The 23,486-nt window shown below is 69.3% G+C and carries 18 protein-coding genes, 1 pseudogene and 1 riboswitch; of the genes and pseudogenes, 12 read left to right on the forward strand and 7 right to left on the reverse strand.

The annotated features are described in order from the left end of the window. Positions 1 to 12: 12 nt before the first annotated feature. The 4 genes from nuoL to recQ all read left to right on the forward strand — a co-directional run bounded on the left by nuoL (position 13) and on the right by recQ (position 7,364). Entirely contained in the window at positions 13 to 1,959 is a 1,947-nt protein-coding gene (gene nuoL, locus GAS53_RS23680; protein WP_151479693.1) for an NADH-quinone oxidoreductase subunit L, read from the forward strand. A gap of 5 nt (positions 1,960 to 1,964) precedes the next feature. Then, positions 1,965 to 3,536 (forward strand): NADH-quinone oxidoreductase subunit M, encoded by a 1,572-nt coding sequence (locus GAS53_RS23685; protein ID WP_151479694.1) that lies wholly within the window; start codon positions 1,965 to 1,967, stop codon positions 3,534 to 3,536. After that, positions 3,533 to 5,182 (forward strand): NADH-quinone oxidoreductase subunit NuoN, encoded by a 1,650-nt coding sequence (nuoN, locus tag GAS53_RS23690; RefSeq protein ID WP_151479695.1) that lies wholly within the window; start codon positions 3,533 to 3,535, stop codon positions 5,180 to 5,182. The genes GAS53_RS23685 and nuoN overlap by 4 nt, the downstream gene beginning before the upstream one ends. Positions 5,183 to 5,360: 178 nt before the next feature. Further along, on the forward strand, positions 5,361 to 7,364 hold the full coding sequence (recQ, locus tag GAS53_RS23695; protein ID WP_151479724.1) for a DNA helicase RecQ: 2,004 nt from the start codon (positions 5,361 to 5,363) through the stop codon (positions 7,362 to 7,364). Between the two features lie 140 nt (positions 7,365 to 7,504). On the opposite strand, the gene fahA is transcribed toward recQ, so the two are convergent. After that, entirely contained in the window at positions 7,505 to 8,719 is a 1,215-nt protein-coding gene (gene fahA, locus GAS53_RS23700) for a fumarylacetoacetase (RefSeq protein ID WP_151479696.1), read from the reverse strand. 220 nt (positions 8,720 to 8,939) lie between these two features. On the opposite strand from fahA, the pseudogene GAS53_RS23705 reads away from it, so the two are divergent. Both GAS53_RS23705 and GAS53_RS23710 read left to right on the forward strand, forming a co-directional pair. Next, positions 8,940 to 9,395: pseudogene (locus GAS53_RS23705) on the forward strand (NAD(P)/FAD-dependent oxidoreductase); the annotation flags it as partial. Between the two features lie 220 nt (positions 9,396 to 9,615). Further along, positions 9,616 to 10,428 carry an HAD family hydrolase gene (locus GAS53_RS23710; RefSeq protein WP_151479697.1) on the forward strand — a complete coding sequence of 271 codons (813 nt, stop codon included), beginning with the start codon at positions 9,616 to 9,618 and terminating at the stop codon, positions 10,426 to 10,428. A 140-nt stretch (positions 10,429 to 10,568) separates the two neighbouring features. On the opposite strand, the gene GAS53_RS23715 is transcribed toward GAS53_RS23710, so the two are convergent. The 3 genes from GAS53_RS23715 to GAS53_RS23725 form a co-directional block, all read right to left on the reverse strand. Further along, positions 10,569 to 11,312 (reverse strand): transglycosylase SLT domain-containing protein, encoded by a 744-nt coding sequence (locus GAS53_RS23715; protein WP_151479698.1) that lies wholly within the window; start codon positions 11,310 to 11,312, stop codon positions 10,569 to 10,571. 3 nt (positions 11,313 to 11,315) lie between these two features. Beyond that, positions 11,316 to 11,482, reverse strand: a riboswitch (cyclic di-AMP (ydaO/yuaA leader). A 275-nt stretch (positions 11,483 to 11,757) separates the two neighbouring features. After that, positions 11,758 to 12,108 carry a hypothetical protein gene (locus GAS53_RS23720; protein WP_151479699.1) on the reverse strand — a complete coding sequence of 117 codons (351 nt, stop codon included), beginning with the start codon at positions 12,106 to 12,108 and terminating at the stop codon, positions 11,758 to 11,760. A 45-nt stretch (positions 12,109 to 12,153) separates the two neighbouring features. Then, positions 12,154 to 14,226 carry a CocE/NonD family hydrolase gene (locus GAS53_RS23725; protein ID WP_151479700.1) on the reverse strand — a complete coding sequence of 691 codons (2,073 nt, stop codon included), beginning with the start codon at positions 14,224 to 14,226 and terminating at the stop codon, positions 12,154 to 12,156. 294 nt (positions 14,227 to 14,520) lie between these two features. On the opposite strand from GAS53_RS23725, the gene GAS53_RS23730 reads away from it, so the two are divergent. The 5 genes from GAS53_RS23730 (at position 14,521) to GAS53_RS23750 (ending at position 20,217) form a co-directional block, all read left to right on the forward strand. Beyond that, positions 14,521 to 15,531, forward strand: a complete 1,011-nt coding sequence (locus tag GAS53_RS23730; RefSeq protein WP_151479701.1) for a polyprenyl synthetase family protein — start codon at positions 14,521 to 14,523, stop codon at positions 15,529 to 15,531. Between the two features lie 160 nt (positions 15,532 to 15,691). Then, the gene (locus GAS53_RS23735; protein ID WP_151479702.1) at positions 15,692 to 16,711 is read left to right on the forward strand and encodes a CHRD domain-containing protein; all 1,020 of its coding nucleotides are present in this window, start codon (positions 15,692 to 15,694) and stop codon (positions 16,709 to 16,711) included. Between the two features lie 292 nt (positions 16,712 to 17,003). Continuing rightward, on the forward strand, positions 17,004 to 18,215 hold the full coding sequence (locus GAS53_RS23740; RefSeq protein ID WP_151479703.1) for a LolA family protein: 1,212 nt from the start codon (positions 17,004 to 17,006) through the stop codon (positions 18,213 to 18,215). 57 nt (positions 18,216 to 18,272) lie between these two features. Continuing rightward, positions 18,273 to 19,325, forward strand: coding sequence for an ABC transporter ATP-binding protein (locus GAS53_RS23745; RefSeq protein ID WP_225859047.1), 1,053 nt, complete (start codon positions 18,273 to 18,275; stop codon positions 19,323 to 19,325). Further along, positions 19,312 to 20,217, forward strand: coding sequence for an ABC transporter permease (locus GAS53_RS23750; RefSeq protein WP_151479704.1), 906 nt, complete (start codon positions 19,312 to 19,314; stop codon positions 20,215 to 20,217). Before GAS53_RS23745 ends, GAS53_RS23750 begins: the two co-directional genes overlap by 14 nt. 64 nt (positions 20,218 to 20,281) lie before the next feature. Here GAS53_RS23750 and GAS53_RS23755 read toward each other — a convergent pair whose 3' ends face one another. The 3 genes from GAS53_RS23755 to GAS53_RS23765 form a co-directional block, all read right to left on the reverse strand. Then, positions 20,282 to 20,863 (reverse strand): flavodoxin family protein, encoded by a 582-nt coding sequence (locus GAS53_RS23755; protein ID WP_151479705.1) that lies wholly within the window; start codon positions 20,861 to 20,863, stop codon positions 20,282 to 20,284. Positions 20,864 to 21,007: 144 nt separating this feature from the next. Next, on the reverse strand, positions 21,008 to 21,949 hold the full coding sequence (locus tag GAS53_RS23760; protein WP_151479706.1) for a M28 family metallopeptidase: 942 nt from the start codon (positions 21,947 to 21,949) through the stop codon (positions 21,008 to 21,010). Between the two features lie 218 nt (positions 21,950 to 22,167). Then, entirely contained in the window at positions 22,168 to 22,656 is a 489-nt protein-coding gene (locus GAS53_RS23765; protein WP_151479707.1) for a VOC family protein, read from the reverse strand. Between the two features lie 37 nt (positions 22,657 to 22,693). Between GAS53_RS23765 and GAS53_RS23770 the strand changes: the two genes are divergently transcribed. Beyond that, a complete protein-coding gene (locus GAS53_RS23770) occupies positions 22,694 to 23,290 on the forward strand; it encodes a CGNR zinc finger domain-containing protein (protein ID WP_225859050.1) in 597 nt (198 codons plus the stop codon). Positions 23,291 to 23,486 lie beyond the last annotated feature (196 nt).

Consider the following 23,486-nt stretch of genomic DNA (forward strand, 5'->3'; position numbering starts at 1 on the left):
GGTCGCTGAAACGTGGAGAACCTGATTGCGCTGCTTGTGGCGGCGCCTCTGCTCGGAGCGGCCGTACTGCTGTGCGGCGGCCGGCGCCTCGACGCCGTCGGCCATGTGATCGGCACGGTCCTCGCGGCCGTCTCCTTCGTGATCGGCGCGATCCTCTTCGCCGACATGCTGGGGAAGGACGAGGAGCACCGGGCCATCGCCCAGCACCTGTTCAGCTGGATCCCCGTCGAGGGCTTCCAGGCGGACGTGGCCTTCCAGCTCGACCAGCTGTCGATGACGTTCGTGCTGCTGATCACCGGCGTCGGCTCGCTCATCCACCTGTACTCGATCGGGTACATGGAGCACGACGAGCGGCGCCGCCGCTTCTTCGGCTATCTGAACCTGTTCCTCGCGGCGATGCTGCTGCTCGTCCTCGCCGACAACTACCTGCTGCTGTACGTCGGCTGGGAGGGCGTCGGCCTCGCCTCGTACCTCCTGATCGGCTTCTGGCAGCACAAGCCCAGCGCCGCCACCGCCGCTAAGAAGGCCTTCCTGGTCAACCGCGTCGGCGACATGGGCCTGTCGATCGCGATCATGCTGATGTTCACCACCTTCGGGACCTTCGCCTTCGGGCCGGTCCTGGAGTCCACCGGTGAGACCAGCGAGGGCACGCTCACCGCCATCGGCCTGATGCTGCTGCTCGCCGCCTGCGGCAAGTCCGCCCAGGTGCCGCTGCAGTCCTGGCTCGGGGACGCGATGGAGGGCCCGACCCCGGTCTCGGCCCTCATCCACGCCGCGACCATGGTGACCGCGGGCGTGTACCTGATCGTCCGCTCCGGAGAGATCTTCAACGCCGCACCGGACGCACAGCTCGCGACCACCGTGGTCGGAGCGGTCACGCTCCTCTTCGGTGCGATCGTCGGTTGCGCCAAGGACGACATCAAGAAGGCGCTCGCCGGTTCGACCATGTCGCAGATCGGCTACATGATCCTCGCGGCGGGCCTCGGCCCCATCGGCTACGTCTTCGCGATCATGCACCTGGTGACGCACGGCTTCTTCAAGGCCGGGCTCTTCCTCGGCGCCGGCTCGGTCATGCACGGCATGAACGACGAGGTCGACATGCGGAAGTACGGCGGCCTGAGGAAATACATGCCGGTCACCTTCGTGACGTTCGGCCTCGGCTACCTCGCCATCATCGGCTTCCCGGGTCTGTCCGGCTTCTTCTCCAAGGACAAGATCATCGAGGCGGCGTTCGCGAAGGGCGGCACCGAGGGCTGGATCCTCGGCAGTGTGGCCCTCCTCGGCGCGGCCATCACCGCGTACTACATGACGCGCGTGATGCTGCTGACCTTCTTCGGAGAGGAGCGTTGGAGGAACCAACCGACCGCCTCTCCGGCCGACCCGAGTGTGGAGCCGGCGGCCGAACACCAGGGCGCGCACGCTGAACCGCACCCGCACGAGTCCCCCAGGTCCATGACGATCCCGATGATCGTGCTGGCCTTCGGATCGGTCTTCGCGGGCGCGTTCTTCGGCATCGGCGACCGGTTCATGCACTGGCTGGAGCCCGTCACCGAGCACGCGCACGGTCACCCGCCGATCGGCGCGACGACGGTCACGCTCTCCACGGTGGCCGTGATGGTCATCGGCGTCGGTGCCGCCTACCTCCAGTACGGGCGCCGTCCCGTCCCGGTCGTCGCCCCGCGCGGCTCCCTGCTCACCCGGGCCGCCCGGCGCGACCTCCTCCAGGACGACTTCAACCACGTCGTCCTCGTACGCGGCGGAGAGCACCTCACGCGCTCCCTGGTGTACGTCGACCACACGCTGGTCGACGGGGTCGTCAACGGCACGGCGGCCTCGATGGGCGGCTTCTCCGGACGGCTCCGCAAGCTGCAGAACGGCTACGCGCGGTCGTACGCGGTCTCGATGTTCGGCGGTGCTGCGATCCTCATCGCCGCGACCCTGCTGATGAGGGCGGTCTGATACCGATGTCCTTTCCTCTGCTGACAGCGACGGCGGCGCTCCCGGCCCTCGGGGCGATCGCCACGGCCGCCGTGCCGGCCGCACGCCGCACCGCCGCCAAGTGGCTGGCGCTGCTCGTCTCGCTCGCCACCCTGGTGCTCGCCCTTGTCGTCCTGGTCCGCTTCGACCCGGACGGCGACCGCTACCAGCTCACCGAATCGCACGCCTGGATCAAGGACTTCGGGGTGCGGTACGAGCTGGGCGTGGACGGCATCGCGGTGGCGCTGATCGCGCTGACCGCCCTGCTGATCCCGTTCGTGATCCTCGCGGGCTGGCACGACGCCGACCCCCTGGAGACGAAGAGCAGCCGCTGGCGCCCGACCCAGGGCTTCTTCGCCCTGATCCTCGGCGTCGAGGCGATGGTGATCATCTCCTTCGAGGCCACCGACGTCTTCCTCTTCTACATCTTCTTCGAAGCCATGCTCATCCCGATGTACTTCCTCATCGGCGGCTTCGGGGACCGAGCCCACGCCGGTTCGGACGAGCACGCGGCGGCCCAGCGCTCGTACGCCGCCGTGAAGTTCCTCCTCTACAACCTGGTCGGCGGCCTGATCATGCTGGCCGCCGTGATCGGGCTCTACGTAGTGGCCGGAAACTTCTCGCTCCAGGAGATCGCCGAAGCCCGGGCCAACGGCTCGCTGGACATGGCGACCAACACCGAGCGGTGGCTCTTCCTGGGCTTCTTCTTCGCCTTCGCGGTGAAGGCACCCCTGTGGCCGCTGCACACCTGGCTGCCCAACGCGATGGGGGAGGCCACCGCCCCGGTAGCCGTACTGATCACGGCGGTGGTCGACAAGGTCGGCACCTTCGCGATGCTCCGCTTCTGCCTCCAGCTCTTCCCGGAGGCCTCGAAGTGGGCGACGCCGGTCATCCTCGTGCTCGCCCTGATCAGCATCATCTACGGGGCGCTGCTCGCGGTCGGCCAGCGCGACATCAAGCGGCTGGTGGCGTACGCGTCGATCTCCCACTTCGGGTTCATCATCATGGGCATCTTCGCGATGACCAGCCAGGGCCAGTCGGGCGCGACGCTCTACATGGTCAACCACGGGATCTCGACCGCCGCGCTGATGCTGGTGGCCGGCTTCCTGATCTCGAGGCGCGGTTCGCGTCTGATCGCCGACTACGGAGGAGTGCAGAAAGTCGCCCCGGTGCTCGCCGGCACCTTCCTGATGGGCAGCCTCGCGACACTGTCGCTGCCGGGGCTCGCGCCGTTCGTGAGTGAGTTCCTGGTCCTGGTCGGCACGTTCTCGCGCTACCCGGCGATCGGGATCATCGCCACCTTCGGCATCGTTCTCGCCGCGCTCTACACGCTCGTCCTCTACCAGCGGACGATGACGGGCCCGGTTAAGGCCGAGGTCTCGGCCATGCCCGACCTCAGGGTGCGGGAGCTCGTGGTCGTCACCCCGCTGATCGCCCTGCTGATCTTCCTCGGCGTCTATCCGAAGCCGATCACCGACATCGTCAACCCGGCGGTCAAGCAGACCATGTCCGACGTCCAGAAGAAGGACCCCCAGCCCGAGGTGGAGGCGGCCAAGTGAGCGCAGCAGCCGTCCACAGCCTGTGGACAATGGCGGCGGACCCGATCGACAAGATCGACGCGCCGAAGATCGAATACGGGCAGTTGTCGCCCACCCTGATCGTCATCGGTGCGGCGATCGTCGGGATCCTGGTCGAGGCCTTCGTGCCCCGCAAGTCCCGTTACTACGTCCAGGTGTTCATGTCCGTCGTCGCCCTCGCCGCCGCCTTCGCCGCGGTCGTGGGGCTCGCGGCCGGCGGATACGGCACCACGAAGGCGGGCATCGCCGCGATGGGCGCCATCGCGGTCGACGGGCCCGCACTCTTCCTGCAGGGCACGATCCTGCTCGCCGGTCTGCTCGGTGTGTTCACGTTCGCCGAGCGGCGCCTCGACCCCGTGGCGCACGGAAACCGAGTCGACTCGTTCGCGGCACAAGCCGCGTCCGTGCCGGGCAGCGACAGCGAGAAGGCCGCGGTCAAGGCCGGGTTCACCACGACCGAGGTGTTCCCGCTGCTGCTCTTCGCGATCGGCGGCATGCTCATCTTCCCGTCGGCGAACGACCTGCTGACGCTGTTCATCGCCCTGGAAGTCTTCTCGCTGCCGCTCTACCTGCTGTGCGCCGTGGCCCGCCGCAAGCGGATCATGTCGCAGGAGGCCGCGGTCAAGTACTTCCTGCTCGGCGCCTTCGCTTCCGCGTTCACCCTCTTCGGCATCGCCCTGCTGTACGGCTACGCCGGCTCGGTGTCGTACGCGACGATCGCGCAGGTCGTCGACGGCACGATCGAGACGGTGAACCCGGCACTCGCCGGCACCATGGGCAACGACGCGCTGTTGCTCATCGGCGCCGCGATGGTCGTCATGGGCCTGCTGTTCAAGGTCGGCGCGGTGCCGTTCCACATGTGGACCCCGGATGTGTATCAGGGCGCGCCGACACCGGTGACCGGCTTCATGGCCGCCGCGACCAAGGTGGCCGCCTTCGGCGCGCTGCTGCGGCTGCTGTACGTCGTGCTGCCGGGCCTGCGCTGGGACTGGCGGCCGGTGATGATGGCCGTCGCGATCGTCACCATGCTGGGCGGTGCGATCGTCGCGATCACCCAGACCGACATCAAACGGCTGCTGGCGTACTCGTCCATCGCGCACGCGGGCTTCATCCTCGCGGGTGTCATCGCGACGACGCCGGACGGTGTCTCGTCGGTGCTCTTCTACCTGGGCGCCTACTCGTTCGTGACGATCGGCGCGTTCGCGGTGGTCACGCTCGTACGGGACGCGGGCGGCGAGGCCACGCACCTGTCCAAGTGGGCCGGGCTCGGACGCAGGTCGCCACTGGTGGCGGCCGTGTTCGCGGTGTTCCTGCTGGCCTTCGCGGGCATCCCGCTGACCTCGGGCTTCGCCGGGAAGTTCGCCGTGTTCAAGGCGGCGGCCGAGGGCGGCGCGGGCGCGCTGGTCGTGGTCGGTGTGATCTCCTCGGCCATCGCGGCCTTCTTCTACATCCGCGTCATCGTGCTCATGTTCTTCAGTGAGCCGCGCCCGGAGGGGCCGACGGTCGCCGTGCCGTCGCCGCTCACGATGGCGGCGATCGGGGTGGGAGTGGCGGTCACGCTGGTGCTCGGTGTGGCGCCGCAGTACTTCCTCGACCTGGCGGGGCAGGCGGGCGTTTTCGTCCGCTGACCTCCTGCTCTTCGGGCCCCGGCTCCTTTGGGAGCCGGGGCCCGAAGTGTTTTCGGGGTGAGCTGACGGATGCGTTCCGCGGATGCTCCGTCGCAGCCTGTGGATAACTCTGAGGCTGTCGGTGCGGACCCCTATCGTGGACGCAGTGGTCGAGGCACGACGTACGGGGGACGGGACGATGGGCGGGACGGGTGTGATGACAGAGGTGGCGGAGAGCGAAACGCTCGGCACGCTCCACCGGGTCTTCGGATACGAGGCCTTCCGCGGCGAGCAGGAAGCCGTCATCGAGCATGTGGTGGCCGGCGGCGACGCCGTCGTCCTCATGCCGACGGGCGGCGGCAAGTCGCTCTGCTACCAGATCCCGGCCCTGGTCAGACCGGGTACGGGCGTGGTGGTCTCCCCGCTCATCGCGCTGATGCAGGACCAGGTGGACGCGCTGCGGGCGCTCGGCGTGCGCGCCGGGTTCATGAACTCCACGCAGGACTTCGACGAGCGACGCGTGGTCGAGGCGGAGTTCCTGGCGGGCGAGCTCGACGTGATCTACCTCGCGCCCGAGCGGCTGCGCCTGGAGTCGACCCTCGACCTCCTCTCACGCGGCAAGATCTCCGTCTTCGCGATCGACGAGGCGCACTGCGTGTCCCAGTGGGGCCACGACTTCCGCCCGGACTATCTGGCGCTCTCCCTCCTTGGCGAGCGCTGGCCCGACGTACCGCGGATCGCGCTGACCGCGACGGCCACACACGCGACGCATCAGGAGATCACCCAGCGCCTGGGCATGCCGGACGCCCGCCACTTCGTGGCGAGCTTCGACCGGCCCAACATCCAGTACCGGATCGTGCCGAAGGCCGACCCGAAGAAGCAGCTGCTGTCCTTCCTGAAGGAGGAGCACGCGGGCGACGCGGGCATCGTGTACTGCCTGTCGCGCAACTCGGTCGAGAAGACAGCCGAGTTCCTCTCCCGGAACGGCATCGCGGCGGTGCCGTACCACGCGGGCCTGGACGCGGGCATGCGCGCCGCCCACCAGTCGCGGTTCCTGCGCGAGGACGGCCTGGTGGTGTGCGCGACCATCGCCTTCGGCATGGGCATCGACAAGCCGGACGTACGGTTCGTCGCCCACCTCGACCTGCCGAAGTCGGTCGAGGGCTACTACCAGGAGACGGGCCGCGCGGGCCGCGACGGACTGCCGTCCACGGCATGGATGGCCTACGGCCTGAACGACGTCATACAGCAGCGCAAGATGATCCAGTCGAGCGAGGGCGACGAGGCGTTCCGGCGCCGGGCGGCCGCGCACCTCGACTCGATGCTCGCGCTCTGCGAGACGGCCCAGTGCCGGCGCGGCCAGCTGCTCGCCTACTTCGGCCAGGACCCCTCAACCCCGGCGTGTGGGAACTGCGACACGTGCCTCGTCCCGCCAGAGACCTGGGACGGCACGGTCGCGGCGCAGAAGGTGCTGTCCACGGTGGTGCGGCTGCAGCGTGAGCGGGGGCAGAAGTTCGGGGCGGTACAGATCGTCGACATCCTGCTCGGGCGCAGGACCGCGAGGGTCATACAGTTCGACCACGACCAGCTCTCCGTCTTCGGCATCGGCGAGGAGCTGTCCGAGGGCGAATGGCGCGGTGTCGTACGGCAGTTGCTCGCCCAGGAGCTCCTCGCGGTCGAGGGTGAGTACGGGACGCTGGTGCTGACCGAGGAGAGCGGGACCGTACTGCGGCGCGAGCGCGAGGTGCCGCTGCGCAAGGAGCCGCCGAAGCCGGTGACTTCCCGTTCCTCGTCCGGCTCCGGCCGGTCCGAGCGCAAGGCCAAGGCCGCGGCCGCCGCGGCCGAGCTGCCTCCGGAGCTGCTCCCCGCCTTCGAGGCCCTGCGCGCCTGGCGTGCAGGACAGGCCAAGGAGCAGGGCGTCCCGGCGTACGTCATCTTCCACGACGCCACGCTGCGGGAGATCGCCACATTGTGGCCCACCTCCGTCGCCGAGCTGGGCGGCATCAGCGGGGTCGGCGAGAAGAAGCTCGTGACATACGGGGAGGGTGTGATCGGGGTGCTCGCTTCCCTGGAGCGGCCTTCCGGGGAAGCGGAGGATCCGGGGAGCGGCGGCGCGTCGGTTCCGGAGCCCCGGAGCGACGAGGCCCCGGGACTGGACTGGCCCGAAATGGATGCGGAGCCGGAGCCGGACGACTGGATATAGGCGGCGGCCGTGGCCGCGCGGCTGCGCCTTCGGCGCGTGGCCGCGGGCCACGGCGGTGCCGCCGGGCCAGCCCCGTGCACCAGCAGCAGCGGTCGCACGGTCCGCCCCGTCGGGTTCGGACCACCGGCCACCGGCTGAGGTCAGGACCCCGCGACGACCCGACCTGTCACCTCGCCAAGCCCCACCCGTGTCCCGTCGGGCCCCGGTGCCCAGGCCGTCAGGGTCACGACGTCCCCGTCCTCCAGGAACGTCCGCTTGCCGTCGGGGAGTTCGAGGGTGTCCCGGCCGTTCCAGGTCAGCTCCAGGAGCGAGCCCCGTTCGCGCTCCGAAGGCCCGCTCACCGTTCCCGACCCGTACAGATCGCCCGTGCGCAGCGACGCCCCGTTCACCGTCATGTGGGCGAGCTGCTGGGCGGCCGTCCAGTACATGGTCGAAAAGGGAGGCTCGGAGACGATGTGGCCGTTGATGGCGACGGAGATCCGCAGGTCGTAGCCGCTGGGGTCCTCCGAGGCGTCGTCCAGGTAGGGAAGGAGAGGGTGCGTACGCGTCGGGGGCGCGACCCGGGCGTCCTCCAGGGCGTCGAGGGGCGTGATCCAGGCAGACACCGAGGTGGCGAAGGACTTGCCGAGGAACGGGCCGAGGGGGACGTACTCCCAGGCCTGGAGGTCGCGCGCGGACCAGTCGTTGAGGAGGCAGAGGCCGAAGACGTGGTCGCGGAAGTCGCTCAGCGGCACGGGCGTGCCCATCGCGGAGGGCGTGCCGACCACGAAGCCGACCTCCGCCTCGATGTCCAGCCGGACGGACGGGCCGAAGACCGGCGCCGGGTCCGTCGGGGCCTTGCGCTGACCGGAGGGGCGTACGACCTCGGTCCCGGAGACCACGACGGTGCCCGACCGGCCGTGGTAACCGATCGGCAGATGCTTCCAGTTGGGGGTGAGGGAGTCGGCGGCGTCGGGGCGGAAGATCTGACCGACGTTACGGGCGTGGTTCTCGGAGGCATAGAAGTCGACGTAGTCGGCGACCTCGAAGGGGAGGTGGAGCGTCACCTCGGAAAGCGGGTGCAGCAGGGGTGCGACGGTCTCGCGGTGGGCGGGCACCGTGACCCAGGCGGTGATCGCGCGCCGCACGTCGGACCAAGCCGTACGGCCGGCCGCGAGCAGCGGGTTCAGCGAGGGGCGGGCGAGCAGGGCGGCGTACGGGGAGCCGAGTTCCACGGCCGCGGCCCCTGCGTCCAGGACGTGGTCGCCCAGCCGGACGCCCACGCTCCGTAGGTCGGAGTCGCCCAGGGAGAACACGCCGTACGGAAGATTGTGCGGGCCGAAGGGATCGCCCTCGGGGACATCGAAGGGGGGCATCGGGTGCTGCCTCGCTTTCCGTGTGGGTGGGGCACACGTTACGGGGGAGTTGCTGGTCTTGGGCAGTGTCTAAAGAGTTCGCAATGTCCGGATAAGCCTTGTCGGAGGGGATGATTCAGGATTAGCGTCCTTTCGGTGGACACGGGCGGGGTGGGGTCCGGGTCCGGTAGAGGGGACACGTGGGGGGACCCGTGGCCAGAAGCTCCGCAAGCGTGCCGCGTACCGCCATCTGCCCCCGCAGGCACGGCACTTCCTCGTCCGCCGCGTACTCGGTTCTCTCGGCGCCTGGTGGCTGCGGGCGCGGTTCGAGGGGAAGGTGCAGGTGAGCGAGGTGTCGCGGATCGTCCGCTCCGGATCGGCCGACGGCCGCCCGGCCCTCGTCGTCCGGACCCTCGGCGGCCGCGTCGAGGAACTCTCCGCGGACCACCTCGTCGCCGCGACCGGATACCGCGTCGACCTCGCCGCGATGGACTTCCTCGGGCACGAACTGCGTACGGAGCTGGCGGTGAGCCGGGGGACACCGAAGCTGGGCGCCGGGTTCAGGTCCTCCGTACCCGGGCTGTACTTCACGGGGTTGCCCGCGGCGGCTTCGTACGGGCCGGTGATGCGGTTCGTGTGCGGGACGGAGTTCGCTTCGCCACGGTTGGTTCGGCACGTGGCGAGGGCGCACGGCTGAGCAAGGGGCGTCCCCGGATGTGTCCCCGGATGCTCGGCAGGAAGGTGACTTGCCACGTCCTGATCGTGGCTTCGGGGGCGCTGCGACCGGTGCCGTCCATCAGGACGACGGCAAGGGTGAGTTGCTGGGCTGACTACGGTGACCAGGGTGCCTGACGAGATACCGGACGACGTCCGGTTCCCGTCGAGTCGTTGGGCCATTCGATCCGTATTCTCTGATCATGGCCGCACCGACTGCATATGCACTTATCGCCACTGACCTGGATGGAACGCTGCTGCGCGGCGACGACACCATCTCCGACCGGTCACGGGCCGCGCTGGCGACGGCGGTCGAGGGGGGCGCGCGGCACCTCGTGGTGACGGGACGACCGGCCCCGCGCGTACGGCCGTTGCTCGACGAGCTGGGCAGTCAGGGGCTCGCTGTGTGCGGGCAGGGAGCGCAGTTGTACGACGTCGGCGCCGACCGCATGGTGTGGTCGGTCACCCTCGACCGCGAGCTGGCCGAGACGGCGCTCGGCAAGATCGAGGCGGAGACCGGGGACGTGTACGCGGCCGTCGACCAGGACGGGGTCGACGGCCTCACGCTCATAGAGCCGGGGTACGAGATGCCGCACCCCACGCTCCCGGCGGTACGCGTCCTGCGCCGAGACGACCTCTGGGCGGAACCCATCAGCAAGGTGCTGCTGCGCCATCCGCTGTTGTCCGACGACGAGTTGGCGTCCGCGGCCCGCGGAGCGGTCGGTTCCCTCGCCACCGTCACGATGTCCGGCCCCGGCACCGTCGAACTCCAGCCATGTGGCGTGACCAAGGCGACGGGCCTCGCCCTCGCGGCCGAACACCTCGGCCTCACCCCCGCCGCCACGATCGCCTTCGGGGACATGCCCAACGACATCCCGATGTTCGACTGGGCCGCGCATGGAGTCGCGATGGCCAACGCGCATCCCGAACTCAAGGCGGTGGCCGACGAGGTGACCCTGTCGAACGAGGATGACGGGATCGCGGTGGTGCTGGAGCGGTTGTTCGCCCGCCTGTAGACCGCCGCCCGCGGGCCCGCCCATGGACCGCCGCCCGCGGACTCGCCCATGGACCAGCAGCCCGCGGCTGCTGGTCCATGGGCCCCGTCTTGCGGGCCCGCCATAGGCCTGGCCCGCGGGCGTGCCGCCCAAAGGCCTGCTCAGTACGCCCCGAAGACGTTGTCGATCGAGCCGTACCTCGCGGCGGCGTAGTTGCAGGCCGCCGTGATGTTGGCCACCGGGTCGAAGGGGTCCATCGAGGTGCCGGCCACGTGGTACGTGGCGAAGGTCGGAGCGATGACCTGGAGGAGCCCCTTCGACGGCGTACCGGCCGCGGCGTTGGAGTCCCAGTTGTTGATGGCCTGCGGGTTTCCCGACGACTCGCGCATGATGTTGCGGTGGATGCCGTCGTACGTGCCCGGGATTCCCTTCTGGGCCATGATGTCCAGCGACTCCCGGATCCAGCCGTCGAGGTTGTTCGCGTACGTCTTCGCGGCGGCGGGGGTGACGGCGGACGCCGTGGTCGTCTTCTTTGCTGAGGTTTGGGCGTTTTTCGTGCCCACTGTCAGCTGGAGGCCGGGACGGATGAATGCCGGATCGTCGCCGATGACCGCGCGGTTGGCCTTGTACAGCTTCTGCCAGTCGCCGCTCGTGTGCTTTCGCGCGATCTTGGACAGGGTGTCGCCCGCGGCCACCTTGTACGTGACGAGCGAGACCTGCGGGACCGCAGTCGCCGCAGTCGGCGCGGCCTGGCTGACCTGCGCGATCTGCGTCGGCTGTGCGGCGTGGGCGCCGGTCGCTCCCACGATGGGGAGCGCGAGCGCGGCTCCGCCCGTCCCCGCGGCAACGACACCGCGAGTGAGCGTGCGGGACTTAGGACGGCGGTGCTTACCTCGTGCGGCCATGGCGCATTTCCTCTCCGACGCCTGCGAGGTGAGCTGTCGGGTTCGGGCGGGAGATGCCCGGCCGCACGGTGAAATGCGACTTGACCCCGAGCCGTTCCGGCATGCCCGGATCGGCGACTTACCTGGGTCCCCCGCTCCTGCCGTAGCGCGTGGATGGGTGGGTTCCGGACGGCGGCAGGATTCGGCGATCCGCCCGGATCGACGCGAACGTATGCGAGAGCACATGTCCGGAACAAGCCCCGAATTCGCGACGCAACCCGCCTGACCTTGTAGCGTCAAAGGGGAAAATCACCCGATTACGCCGGAACGCAAAACTCAACTTGCCTTAAGCAAATAGGGAATCGCTGGAGACCGCATCGTGCCCCGACTCGTCCGGACGTGACCCATTTCACGCGACCAAGCACGACGAAGCGCAAATAAAGCAGCAATGGCGGCAACTCGGGCACTACTCGCCGAGCGTCCAGGCGGCCGAATCCCTGGGCGGAGCCGGCCGGACCTCCCACACGGAGAGGTCCGTGTCCGGGTCGTCGTCGGGGAGCCGGCCCGCATTGGGCTTGAAGTAGAGGCCGTAGCCCCAGTATTCGGGGAACTCGTGGCACATGAGATCGGGATAGGGGGCGAACTCCCGCCCCTCATAAGCCCGGTTGATCCTCGCCACCGCTTCCGCGCGCGAGATCCCGAAACGCGTGACCATCTCGTGGGCCATCTCCCGGAAGTACACGAGCATCCCCTCGTCGAGCTCCATCAGGAACTCCCCGGTCCTCGCGGGAACCCCTCGCTCCTCGCCGTGCGCCATGTCCCCTCCGCCGGGCGTACGCGGTCATTCGGCGAGGCTACGGTCTCATCCCGCCGTTCGCGGAATCCTTCTCTCCCAGGTGTGGTGGAACACCACTTCGTCACCGCTTTTGCAGATCACCTCGTTGGAGGTAATGAACTCCGCCGCGTCGCAGGTGATTTCGGAGTGCGCCTCGACCCTCGCGTCCCACGGCAGATCCGGCCGGTGGAGGCGGATGGACCAGTCCGAGTGGGCGCGGGCCGACAGCGGGTCCGACTCGTTGATCGTGTACGTGTCCAGCGCGTCCTCGGTGAACTCGAGGCCGTCGGGGTACACGCGGGTGCCGTCGTGACACGGGTCCACCTCCAGGTGCCACTCGCCCTTGGCGACATCGCGGACGACGAGTCGTTCGGGGCGCGGTTCGTCCAGCGTCGCGGGGAAGTTCACGCCCATGGGCTCCGACTGCTCCGGTTCCTCGAAGGTGATGGACGGGTCCGACTCCTGTGCGCGGAGGGGGAGTTCCAGCACGCTCCCCGAAGGGGTGAGTGTGAAGCCGCCCTCCGAGCCCGGCTGGGGCCAGATCCACGGCCAGTACGCGGAGGAGACGGCGAGGCGGATGCGGTGGCCCGGAGGGAAGGCATGGCCGATGGCGTTCAGGTCGAAAACCACGTCCTCCGTAGAGCCCGGTTTCCAGGGAATCGCCTGGTCACGGCCATAGCGGGCTGACAGGTTCAGAACGCCTCGGGTGACGAGCGTCGACGAGCCGTCGGGAGCCACGTCGCAGATTCGGGCCACTACTTGTCCTCGCGTCGCCTCCGTAGTGAGCCTCAAGCGCACGCGGGGGCGGCCCAGCACCCAGATCTCCTCCGGAACCTCGAACTCGAAGCATGCCGACTTCGCGTCCTCGTCCCGCTGGTCGGGCGGCAGGTCCGCGTCGTTGCCGAGGGGGAGGAAACGGCCCGCGTCCAGCCCCGTGTGCTGAGGGGACCGTACGATCACGGGCGCGCCCCGGAGGGCGTACGTCATCGGCGTCACCAGGGGAGAGGGCCAGGACGGATCGCCGACCCAGCGGCCCGGCAGCACCGGGTACACGGTCGCCGGAGGATGCGAGTCACTGACGTACGAGCGCAGCAGCGGCTCGGACATGATCCCGGTGCCGGTGCCGGTGCCGGTGCCGGTGCCGGTGCCGGTGCCGGTGCCGGTGCCGGTGCTGGTCCTGGTCCTGGTCCTGGTGTCGGTGTCCGTGAGCCAGTAGTCCCACCACCGCAGCGTCTCCTGGAGGAAGCCGATCGCCGGGCCCGGCGGCTGCCCCCGATCGGGGTACTGGTGCGACCACGGTCCGATCAGCCCCCGTACGCGATCCGCGGGGAGGTGTTCCACGAGCCGCAGGACGGTGTCGCGGTACGGGTCGTGCCAGCCGCCGACCGCGAGCACCGCGGCCCGGATCGCCGAGTAGTCCTCGCACACGCTGCCGCGGCGCCAGTAGTCGTCCCTCGTCTGGTGCTCCAGCCAGGTGTGCAGGAACGGATCGACGGCCTCCAGTCGTTTGACCCACAGGTCGTGCCAGACCTCGCCCACGTACGCCGGATCAGGCGGTCGCGACACGAACGCGAGCATCGTCGCCGCCCACGCGTGCATGTCGACGGCGAGTACGGAACCTCCCATGTAGTGCACGTCGTTGTCGTAGCGGTCGTCCGTCGAGCAGACCATGACGATCGCCTTGAGCGGCTCGGGTGCGAGGGCCGCGATCCGGAGGGAGTTGAAGCCGCCCCAGGAGATGCCGAACATGCCGACGCGCCCGGAGCACCAGGGCTGGGCGGCGAGCCAGTTGACGACCTCGACCCCGTCGGCCGGCTCCGTCGCCGAGTAATCGTCACCGGGCATGCCCTCGGAGTTGCCGTGCCCGCGGGCGTCCACGCGTACGGAGGCGTAGCCGTGGCCCGCGTACCAGGGGTGGCGCTGCCAGTCGCGCGGGGCCGTCCAGTCGGTCAGGCGGTACGGGAGGTATTCGAGCAGGGCCGGCACGGGTTCGTCGGTGAGCGGGCGCCACACACGCGCGTACAGCCTCGTCCCGTCCGGCAGAGGGATGCGGAGGTCCTCGTGAGTCGTCTCGTAGGGGAAGGACGTACGGATGTGCATGGCGGTGACCAGGGTGGTTTCGATTGCGCTATGGGTCGAGAAGCGGCATTTTTTGAAATGTCATTCATTTTCGGTACGTATCGGTCGTATCGACTGATCAAGAACATACCGCCAGTGATCCGATACCGCCTGGCTAGGACCGGTGGGCGCTCACTGTGATCGAAAGGCGACCGGATACGCTGACTTGAGTGTCGGCAGCGACACATCGACAAACACCCACAGCATCCACAGCATCCGCAGCACCCAGAGCATCCAGAGACCGCCGTTGAGAGCGTCAGCAGACAGGAGACCCTCGTGACCGTCGTCGGGCCGTTCGGGCTGAGCGTGCGGGACCAGGCTCTCGAAGCCGATGTCCAGGCCGGATTGGCGGCTGTCGAGGAGGGACTGCTCGAGGCCACCAAGAGCGACGTCCCGTTCATCACGGAGGCCGCGCAGCACCTCGTGCGCGCGGGTGGCAAGCGGTTCCGGCCGCTGCTCGTGATGCTCGCCGCGCAGTTCGGCGATCCGTACGCGCCGGGTGTCGTGCCCTCGGCCGTGGTCGTCGAGCTGACCCACCTCGCCACGCTGTACCACGACGACGTGATGGACGAGGCTGACGTGCGCCGCGGGGTGCCCAGCGCCAACGCCCGCTGGGGCAACTCGGTCGCGGTCCTCACCGGCGACTTCCTCTTCGCGCGCGCCTCGCACATCCTGGCCGACCTCGGGCCCGAGGCCGTACGCATCCAGGCGGAGGCGTTCGAGCGGCTGGTGACCGGCCAGATCCTGGAGACGGCCGGGCCCCGTGACGGGCGCGACCCGATCGATCACTACATGGACGTGCTCGGCGGCAAGACCGGCTCGCTGATCGCCGTGGCGGGACGATTCGGCGCGATGATGTCGGGCGCCGACGAGACGGTCGTCGACGTGCTGACGCAGTACGGGGAGCGGCTCGGCGTCGCCTTCCAGCTCGCCGACGACGTGCTGGACATCGCGAGCGACTCGCACGAGTCCGGCAAGACGCCGGGCACCGACCTGCGCGAGGGCATTCCGACGATGCCCGTGCTGCGGCTGCGTGAGCGCGTGGAGCGGCTGGGCCTCGCCGAGGACATCGCGCTGTCCGAGCTGCTCGCCTCGGACCTGACGGACGACGCGCGCCACGCTGAGGCGCTGGCCAGGCTGCGTGTACACCCGGCCCTTGAGCAGGCCCGCCGCGACACCGTGCGGTACGCGGAGGAGGCCCGCGCCACGCTGGTACCGCTCCAGGAGTGCGACGCGAAGGCGGCGCTGGTGGAGCTGTGCGACGCGGTGGTGCACCGAGCGGGCTGACCTGCGCGTTCCCCGTCTCCTCGATACCTCTTCGACACACCCTCTCGGCAGTGTGGCGCAGGTCACATAGTTGGATTGAGTCCAGCCTGAGATCTGTTCCGTACTCATGCACAGAAGCTGGCGCAGGGGGTGTCAGCGGATACGGGGAGAAAAAAGAATCATGGGGACGATCGTTACGTTCGCACAGCACCGTAAGAGCCTCGTCATGTCCGGTGTCGCGGTGGCCGCCGCGGCCGGGGTCGCCGTCGCCGTCATCCCGGCGGCCGCCGACAGCGGGAGCGGCAGCAAGGGTTCGAGCGCGGGCCACACGGGGCACGGGGACCGGTCCATCGAGGTGCAGAGCGGCGCTCTCGCCGGCGGCAGCGGCGGCACCATCCTCGCCGCCAGCCTGAACGGCGCGAACGAGGTACCGGTGCAGGGCGGCCCCGCCGTCGGCGACAAGGAAGGCGCGGCGCTCGAGTTCGTCAAGGTCAAGGGGGACAAGGTGTCCGTCGCCGTCAAGTGGCGTGGCACCGGCAAGCCGACCCTGCTCCACATCCACCAGGGCGCCAAGGGGGCCAACGGCGGCGTCAAGGTCGACTTCACCAAGCTGCTGGAGAACGCCAAGGGCCGTACGGTGACCGGCACGGTCAAGGTCGAGGACGCCGCCCTGCTCAGCCAGTTGAAGTCCGCCCCGGGCAGCTTCTACGCCAATCTGCACACCGCCGAGTTCCCGGGCGGAGCCGTGCGCGGCCAGCTCCACAAGGTCACCACGGACTTCGACTTCCGGCACGCGCTGAACAACTTCCAGGCATCCGTCATCAAGGGCAAGCAGATCTACGAGTGCAAGAAGGCGGACGACGGCACCACGGCCTTCGCGCAGCGTGACGTGCGCGCGGTGCTCGGCGGGGCCATCGCGCACTCCTTCGTGAAGCCCAACTCGGGTACTCCGCAGTGGATCGCGCCCGACCGCAGCGCGGTCACCGGTGCGGTGATCTCCAGGACCCCGAACGGCGACAAGAACATCCCTGAGCTGGACCTCAGGGCCACGCAGTCCGGCAAGCACCGGGGGCTGCTCGCGGGCACCGCGGAGATCCTGCGGCTGAACACCGTGGGCGGGGTGGCTCCGGCCGGCTCCTGCGACGTGGGGTCGATCGTGGGGGTGCCGTACCAGGCGGACTATGTGTTCGTGAACCGGTGAGCCTGCGGCTGATCCACCGGCTGATCGACCGGATCTGAAAGGGCTTCACCGAGCTTCGACGAGCTTCACGGACGGCGTCTCGCCCGTACGACCCTTACGGGTCGGGGGAGGCGCCGTCCACCCATGTCATACCGCAGGTGTACGCGGAGTTGGCTCCGAGGTCTGACGCTTTCCCTTGGCCGATTTGGTCAGATTGGAAACACCACTTCACAGGAGTTCGGGTGACAATGGCGGCCAGGGGTGGACGAGTGCGTGACGGTTAGCCGCCGCCGACAACGGAGGTAGGGCACACATGGCACCGTACGAATCCGACGACAACACGAACGAGGACCTGCGCACCGGCCGACGCAAAGCCGCACGGTACGTCGTCCCGGTCGCGGTGGTGGGGGTGGCGGCGGCGACCATCGGGTTGGTCCCGGCGTTCGCGGGCTCCGGCGACCCCGACCTGCCGGACATCACCGCTGAGCAGCTCATCGAGAAGATCGCCGCCTCTGACGTACAGCAGCTGTCCGGCACGGTGAAGATCAGTACGGACCTGGGCCTGCCGAGCCTCGGCGGCCTGGAGAGCAGCCTCGGCGGGATGGGCTCAGGCGGCGACGACTCGGGTTCGTCCGCGGACCCGTCGGCCAAGCTGATGGAACTGGCGTCCGGTACGCATACGTTGCGGGTCGCGGCCGACGGCGAGGACAAGCAGAAGCTGTCGCTGCTCGACAAGGCCTCCGAGTACAGCGTGATCCACAACGGCGACGAGGTGTGGGCGTACGACAGCGCGTCGAACGAGGCGTACCACATGAAGGACTCCTCGGGCGCTGCCAAGGACAAGGGTGGGAAGTCCGAGGACGTGCCGGCCACTCCCAAGGAGATGGCCGACGAGGCGCTGAAGGCGGTGGACGACACGACGTCCGTGACCGTCGACGGCACGGCGCAGGTCGCGGGCCGCGACGCCTACAAGCTGCTGATCAAGCCCAAGGAGTCCGGCTCGACGGTCGGCGCGATCTCCATCGCGGTGGACGCGAAGACCGGTCTGCCGCTGAAGTTCACGCTGACCCCGACGAGCGGCGGCGCGGCCGTCATCGACGCGGGCTTCACCAAGGTCGACTTCTCCAAGCCGGCCGCGTCCACCTTCGACTTCAGCCCGCCGAAGGGCACGAAGGTCACCGAGGGCGAGGACCTCAAGGCCGAGGACAAGGGCCGGGCGCGGCCCAAGGACGGCGAGGACCTGGGCAAGGAACTCGAGGGCGAGGGCCTGAAGGTCATCGGTGAGGGCTGGAGCTCCATAGCCCAGTTCGACACCGGCGGCGAGGGCATGCCGTCGGAGGAGTCCGGCGCGGGTGACGCGGGCCGCTTCCTCGACTCGCTGGGCGACCAGGTGAGCGGCAAGTTCGGCTCGGGCACGGTCTTCTCGACCCGCCTGGTCAACGCGCTCATCACGGACGACGGCAAGGTCTACGCGGGCGCGGTCACCAAGGACGCGCTGGTGAAGGCGGCCAACGCGGCGGAGTAGGTCCTGTAGTCCCCTATAGGCAAGGTCCCTTACAGGCAAGGCGAATTGAGGGAGTCGATGGCGGAACTGTCCACCGCGGACGGGGACATGGCGAGCGAGGGCGGCGGCACGGCGGCCACGGGTGACACCGTGGACGCCGGCGACGCGGCAGCGGACGCGGATGCGACCGTGGACGCGGGTGACACCGTGATCGCCACCCGCGCACTCACCAAGCGCTTCCGCGGCGGACAGCTCGCCGTCGACGGCCTCGATCTGACCGTCCCGGCGGGCAGCGTCTTCGGCTTCCTCGGGCCGAACGGCTCGGGCAAGACGACCACCATCAGAATGCTGATGGGCCTGATCGAGCCGACTTCCGGCTCGGCGCGTGTGCTGGGGCACCCCATGCCGCGTGCCACGCGCACCGTGCTGCCGCACGTGGGCGCGCTCATCGAGGGACCGGCTCTCTACGGCTTCCTCTCCGGCCGCGACAACCTGCTGCGGTACGACTCCGCGGACCCGACGGCCGACCCGCGCACCCGGCGTACGCGCGTCGCGACGGCGCTCGACCGTGTCGGACTGACGGCCGCGGCGGGCAAGAAGGCGAAGGCGTACTCGCTGGGGATGAAGCAGCGGCTCGGGCTCGCGGCTGCCCTGCTGCAGCCCCGGCGGCTGCTTGTGCTGGACGAGCCGACCAATGGGCTCGACCCGCAGGGCATGCGCGAAATCCGTTCGCTGGTAAGGGAGTTGGCGTCGGACGGCACCACCGTCTTCCTCTCCTCCCATCTGCTCGACGAGATCGAGCAGGTCTGCACGCACGCCGCGGTGATGGCGCAGGGCAGGCTGATCATCCAGGGCCCGGTGGCCGATCTCGCGGCGGGCGCGCGCGGCCGGCTCGTCGTCACGACGCCTGACCCGGGCGACGCGGCCCGGGTGCTGAAGGAGCAGGGCGTGGGTGACGTCGTGGTCGCAGAGGACCGCGTGACCGCCGAACCACCGGACCGCGATCTGGCCGAGGTGAACGCGGCACTGGTGACGGCAGGCGTCCGCGTCCGGGGCTTCGGGGTCGAACGGGCCTCGCTGGAGGACGCGTTCGTGGCACTCACCGGGGAGGGATTCGATGTCGCGGGCTGAGGTCGCCGAGCCGTCGGCCGAGGCCGCGGAGGCCGTCGGCGTGCGGACGCCCGGTCCGCTGTGGACCCTGGGCCTGCTGCGCAACGAGCTGGCGACCACGCTTCGGCGGTGGCGGACGATCGCGCTGCTCGGCGTGCTGGCCGCGGTGCCGGTGCTGGTCGGGATCGCGGTGAAGATCGAGACGAGCGACGGATCGTCGGCCGGAGGAGGCGGAGGCGAGGGGCCGGCCTTCATCGCACAGATCACCAACAACGGACTGTTCCTGGTGTTCACCGCGCTGGCCGCCACGCTGCCGTTCTTCCTGCCGATGGCGGTCGGTGTCATCGCGGGCGACGCGATAGCTGGCGAGGCCAACGCGGGGACACTGCGCTATCTGCTGGTCGCACCGGCGGGACGTACGCGCCTGCTGCTCACCAAGTACGCGACCACGCTGGCCTTCTGTGTCATCGCGACCCTCGTCGTGGCGACCTCGGCGCTCATCGTGGGCGCGCTCTTGTTCCCCTTGGGCGAGCTGACGACGATCTCCGGCACACGGATCAGTTTCGGCGAGGGGCTGGGGCGGGCACTGCTGATCGCGCTGGTCGTCGCCGCGTCACTGATCGGGGTCGCGGCGCTGGGCCTGTTCGTCTCGACTTTGACGAACAGCGGGATCGCGGCGATGGCGACGACCGTCGGCCTGCTGATCACCGTGCAGATCCTCGACCAGATACCCCAGCTCCACGCGATACAGCCGTACTTCTTCTCCCACTACTGGCTGTCCTTCGCCGACCTCATGCGGGATCCCGTCTACTGGGACGATCTGATCCGCAACCTGGAGCTCCAGGGACTGTACGCGGCGGTGTTCGGCGCGGCGGCCTGGGCGCGGTTCACGGCGAAGGACATCACGGCGTAGGGCGTCACAACGTAGGGCGTCACGGCGTAGGGCTTCACCTGGCAGGACGGACAGCGCGCGAGGCTCAGTTTTCGTAGGGGAAGCGGGCGAGCGGGGGCTCCTGGGCGAAGAACGTCTTGGCGCGGGTCAGGGCAGCGGAGTCGGTCAGTACGTCTCCGGGCTTGCTGCCGTTGCCGAGGAGGACTCCGCCGAAGCGCATCCCCATGTACGCGGCCGAGTGGTTGAGCGTGCCGATCAGGGGTTCGGCGACCTCTTCCTCCTCGTGTGCGAGGGCGGTGACACCCCACAGCGTGCGCCCGGCCATCGTCTTCTTGAAGTCCAGGCCGGGGGTGCGCAGCCAGCCCGACCAGTGGTCGAGGTAGCGCTTGGTGTGCGCGGACACGGAGTACCAGTACAGCGGCGAGGCGATGACGAGGTCCGTCGCCGCGAGCGTCGCGTCGAGCAGCAGCGCGGTGTTGTCGCCGGACGGCCGGACATGGTCAGTGTCGTGGCGCAGGTCCTCGAAGTCGGGCAGCCGGTGCTCAGCGAGGTCCAGCCAGCGCTGCGTGACGCCGGTCGGCAGCTGTTCCGCGGCCCTGCGGGCCAGCAGCTCGGTGTTGCCGTCGCTGCGGCTGCTGCCGAGGAGGAAGAGAAAGTGGCGGGTCATGAGGGCTCCCGGGTAGGGGGCGTACGCTGACTACTTGCGTGTGCAGTATATGCACACGCAAGTAGTCGTGTCACTCCGAGGCCGCCCGAGGCAGCCGCCTGGAGCCGCCCGAGGCCACCCGAGGCCGCTCCGGGGCTCCGGGACCTACTCCGACAGCTCCCACACCGCGTACGCCAGTGCGTCGCTGTTCCGGTTCAGGGCCGTGTCGTTGATGTTGGCCGTCGTGTCGCACGAGGAGTGGTAGCAGCGGTCGAACGGCTGGCCCGCCGTGCCGCCCCATTTGGTGGCCTGGGCCGTGGACTTGGTGTTACTGGCGCCGGTGAAGAGGCCGCCGACCGGGATGCCGGCGCTCTTGAAGGGGGCGTGGTCGGAGCGGCCGTCGCCCTCGGTCTCGATCTCGGTGGCGACGCCGAGGCCGGCGTAGAAGTCCTTGAAGGTCTTCTCGATGGCCGGGTCGTCGTCGTAGACGAAGTAGCCGGGGTTCGGCGACCCGATCATGTCGAAGTTCAGATAGCCGCTGATCTTGTCGCGGTCGGCGGCGGAGAGGTTGTTGACGTAGTGGCGCGAACCGACCAGGCCCAGCTCCTCCGCTCCCCACCAGGCGAACCGCAGATGCTTGGTGGGCTGGTACTGCGTGCGGGACACGGCGAGCGCGGCTTCCAGTACGGCCGCCGAACCCGTGCCGTTGTCGTTGATGCCGGCCCCCGATGAGACGCTGTCGAGGTGCGAGCCCGCCATGACGATCTGGTTGGCGTCGCCGCCGGGCCAGTCGGCGATCAGGTTGTAGCCGATCCGGCCGGAGGAGGTGAACTGCTGGATGGTCGTGGTGAATCCGGCCGCGTCCAGCTTCGCCTTCACATAGTCGAGGGACGCCTTGTAGCCGGCGCGGCCGTGCGCGCGGTTGCCGCCGTTGGCGGTGGCGATGGACTGCAACTGGGTGAGGTGGGCCTTGACGTTGGCCACGGGTATGTCGGGTGCGGCGGCCACGCGCGCGGGCGCGGCGTCGGCTATCGCACTCGTGGTGAGCAGCGCGGCGACCGCTATGACCGCGGCACCCGTGGCGCGTCCGGGAACGGAGAGCTTCATGTGGGGGGCTCCGAATTCCTTGCGGGAATGGGTGCCTGATGGTGAAGCTGCGGCTGACGTTCCGTCAAGAGCGCAATCCGGTCAGGGATGTTCGCATAGCGGATGCGCTGAGTTCGCCTGATCCTGGCGGGCGCGACGCCCCGGAGTGCCTCTGATCCCGGGCTCACGGCGCCATGGGGTTGCAGCGGACGCCGCGAGGCGCCGCGGGTTGCCGCGCGTCAGTGCACGCAGAACTCGTTCCCCTCCGGGTCCGCCATCATCACCCACTCGCCGCCCTGCTCCTTCACCTCTCGGAGCACGGTCGCCCCCAGCCCCGCCAGCCGTGCGACCTCCGCCTCTCGCCGTCCCTCCCCGGTGTGCAGGTCGATGTGCAGCCGGTTCTTCACCGTCTTCGGTTCCGGCACGCGCTGGAAGAGCAGCCGCCGCCCGAGTCCAGTCCCGCTCTCCTTCTCGTACGGATCGTCCGGGTGCCGTACGGCTGCCGCGTCCCGCCAGGCGCGGTGGCCGTGCGGTTCGACGGTGATGTCGGGCGATACGGCGCCGAGGCCCAGCAGACGGTCGATCAGAGCGCTGTGGTCCTCGACCAGGTAGCCGAGGGCGGCGGCCCAGAAGTCGGCCTGGGCGTGCGGGTCGGCGGTGTCGATGACGAGCTTCCAGTGCAGGGGTGCCGGGGTGGGCGCGGGCTGGGGCGTAGGGGTCTGCGTCATGGTAACCAGTTATAATGGTTACGTGACGGAGCGTGCAATGAAATCGCCTGGGCTGACTCTCGTGTCGTACCAAGGGAAGTCGTTCCGCTTTGATCCCGGGGCGCTCTGCATGGAGTTGGCCACAACGGGTGGGCCGGGGGAGTTCGCCCGGTACGAGGTGCTGCACGAGCCCGCGGATCTGGTGCGCTGGGTGGAGCGCAGTCGCCTGCCCGGCGGGCTTGAAGTAACCATCACGGCAGGGGAGTTGGCGGACACGCGAGCCTTTCGCGACGCGCTCTTCCTCCTCGCGGCCGATCGTGCGCATGGCCGGCCCCTGCAGGCCCGCCGGCTCGCTGTCGTCAACGCCGCGGCGGCCGGGGCGCCGCTCGCTGCCCGTATCGAACCGGACGGCTCGCGTGCGTGGGCTCCGGGGGCGACCGGTGCGCAATTGCTGTCCACGGTCGCCCGCGACGCCGTGGACCTCTTCACCGGTCCGTACGCCGACCGCATCCGCGAGTGCGGGGCCCATGACTGCCGTCTGCTCTTCGTCGACACCTCGCGGCCCGGGCGGCGGCGCTGGTGTGCGATGGAGCACTGCGGCAACCGTCAGAAGGTGCGGGCGCATCGGGCTCGGCGGGCGGAGGGGGACGACTGATTCCTGCCGGGCTCACGCCTATGGGACTCGCTCGGGACGAGGGTTGGGGAACTGGCGTGTCACCCAGCGAGCCCCCGTGGGCCTCGCCCTCTGGTTCGCCAAACGGGTTTCGCCCCCGCCGCCCCTACCCGTCCCATCCCCTGGGGCTCCGCCCCAGACCCCGTCGGGGGCGCTGCCCCCGAACCCCCGCTCCTCA

Origin of the sequence: Streptomyces albicerus, assembly GCF_008905045.1 — a bacterium.
GTDB lineage: Bacteria > Actinomycetota > Actinomycetes > Streptomycetales > Streptomycetaceae > Streptomyces > Streptomyces albicerus.

Coding starts and splice junctions, on each gene's coding strand:
- GAS53_RS23735 (WP_151479702.1), top strand. CDS start 15,692: ATGGGGACGATCGTTACGTTCGCACAGCACCGTAAGAGCCTCGTCATG.
- GAS53_RS23725 (WP_151479700.1), bottom strand. CDS start 14,226: ATGCACATCCGTACGTCCTTCCCCTACGAGACGACTCACGAGGACCTC.
- GAS53_RS23715 (WP_151479698.1), bottom strand. CDS start 11,312: ATGGCCGCACGAGGTAAGCACCGCCGTCCTAAGTCCCGCACGCTCACT.
- GAS53_RS23685 (WP_151479694.1), top strand. CDS start 1,965: ATGTCCTTTCCTCTGCTGACAGCGACGGCGGCGCTCCCGGCCCTCGGG.
- recQ (WP_151479724.1), top strand. CDS start 5,361: ATGGGCGGGACGGGTGTGATGACAGAGGTGGCGGAGAGCGAAACGCTC.
- GAS53_RS23750 (WP_151479704.1), top strand. CDS start 19,312: ATGTCGCGGGCTGAGGTCGCCGAGCCGTCGGCCGAGGCCGCGGAGGCC.
- fahA (WP_151479696.1), bottom strand. CDS start 8,719: ATGCCCCCCTTCGATGTCCCCGAGGGCGATCCCTTCGGCCCGCACAAT.
- GAS53_RS23710 (WP_151479697.1), top strand. CDS start 9,616: ATGGCCGCACCGACTGCATATGCACTTATCGCCACTGACCTGGATGGA.
- GAS53_RS23740 (WP_151479703.1), top strand. CDS start 17,004: ATGGCACCGTACGAATCCGACGACAACACGAACGAGGACCTGCGCACC.
- GAS53_RS23760 (WP_151479706.1), bottom strand. CDS start 21,949: ATGAAGCTCTCCGTTCCCGGACGCGCCACGGGTGCCGCGGTCATAGCG.
- GAS53_RS23755 (WP_151479705.1), bottom strand. CDS start 20,863: ATGACCCGCCACTTTCTCTTCCTCCTCGGCAGCAGCCGCAGCGACGGC.
- GAS53_RS23745 (WP_225859047.1), top strand. CDS start 18,273: ATGGCGGAACTGTCCACCGCGGACGGGGACATGGCGAGCGAGGGCGGC.
- GAS53_RS23720 (WP_151479699.1), bottom strand. CDS start 12,108: ATGGCGCACGGCGAGGAGCGAGGGGTTCCCGCGAGGACCGGGGAGTTC.
- GAS53_RS23765 (WP_151479707.1), bottom strand. CDS start 22,656: ATGACGCAGACCCCTACGCCCCAGCCCGCGCCCACCCCGGCACCCCTG.
- GAS53_RS23770 (WP_225859050.1), top strand. CDS start 22,694: ATGAAATCGCCTGGGCTGACTCTCGTGTCGTACCAAGGGAAGTCGTTC.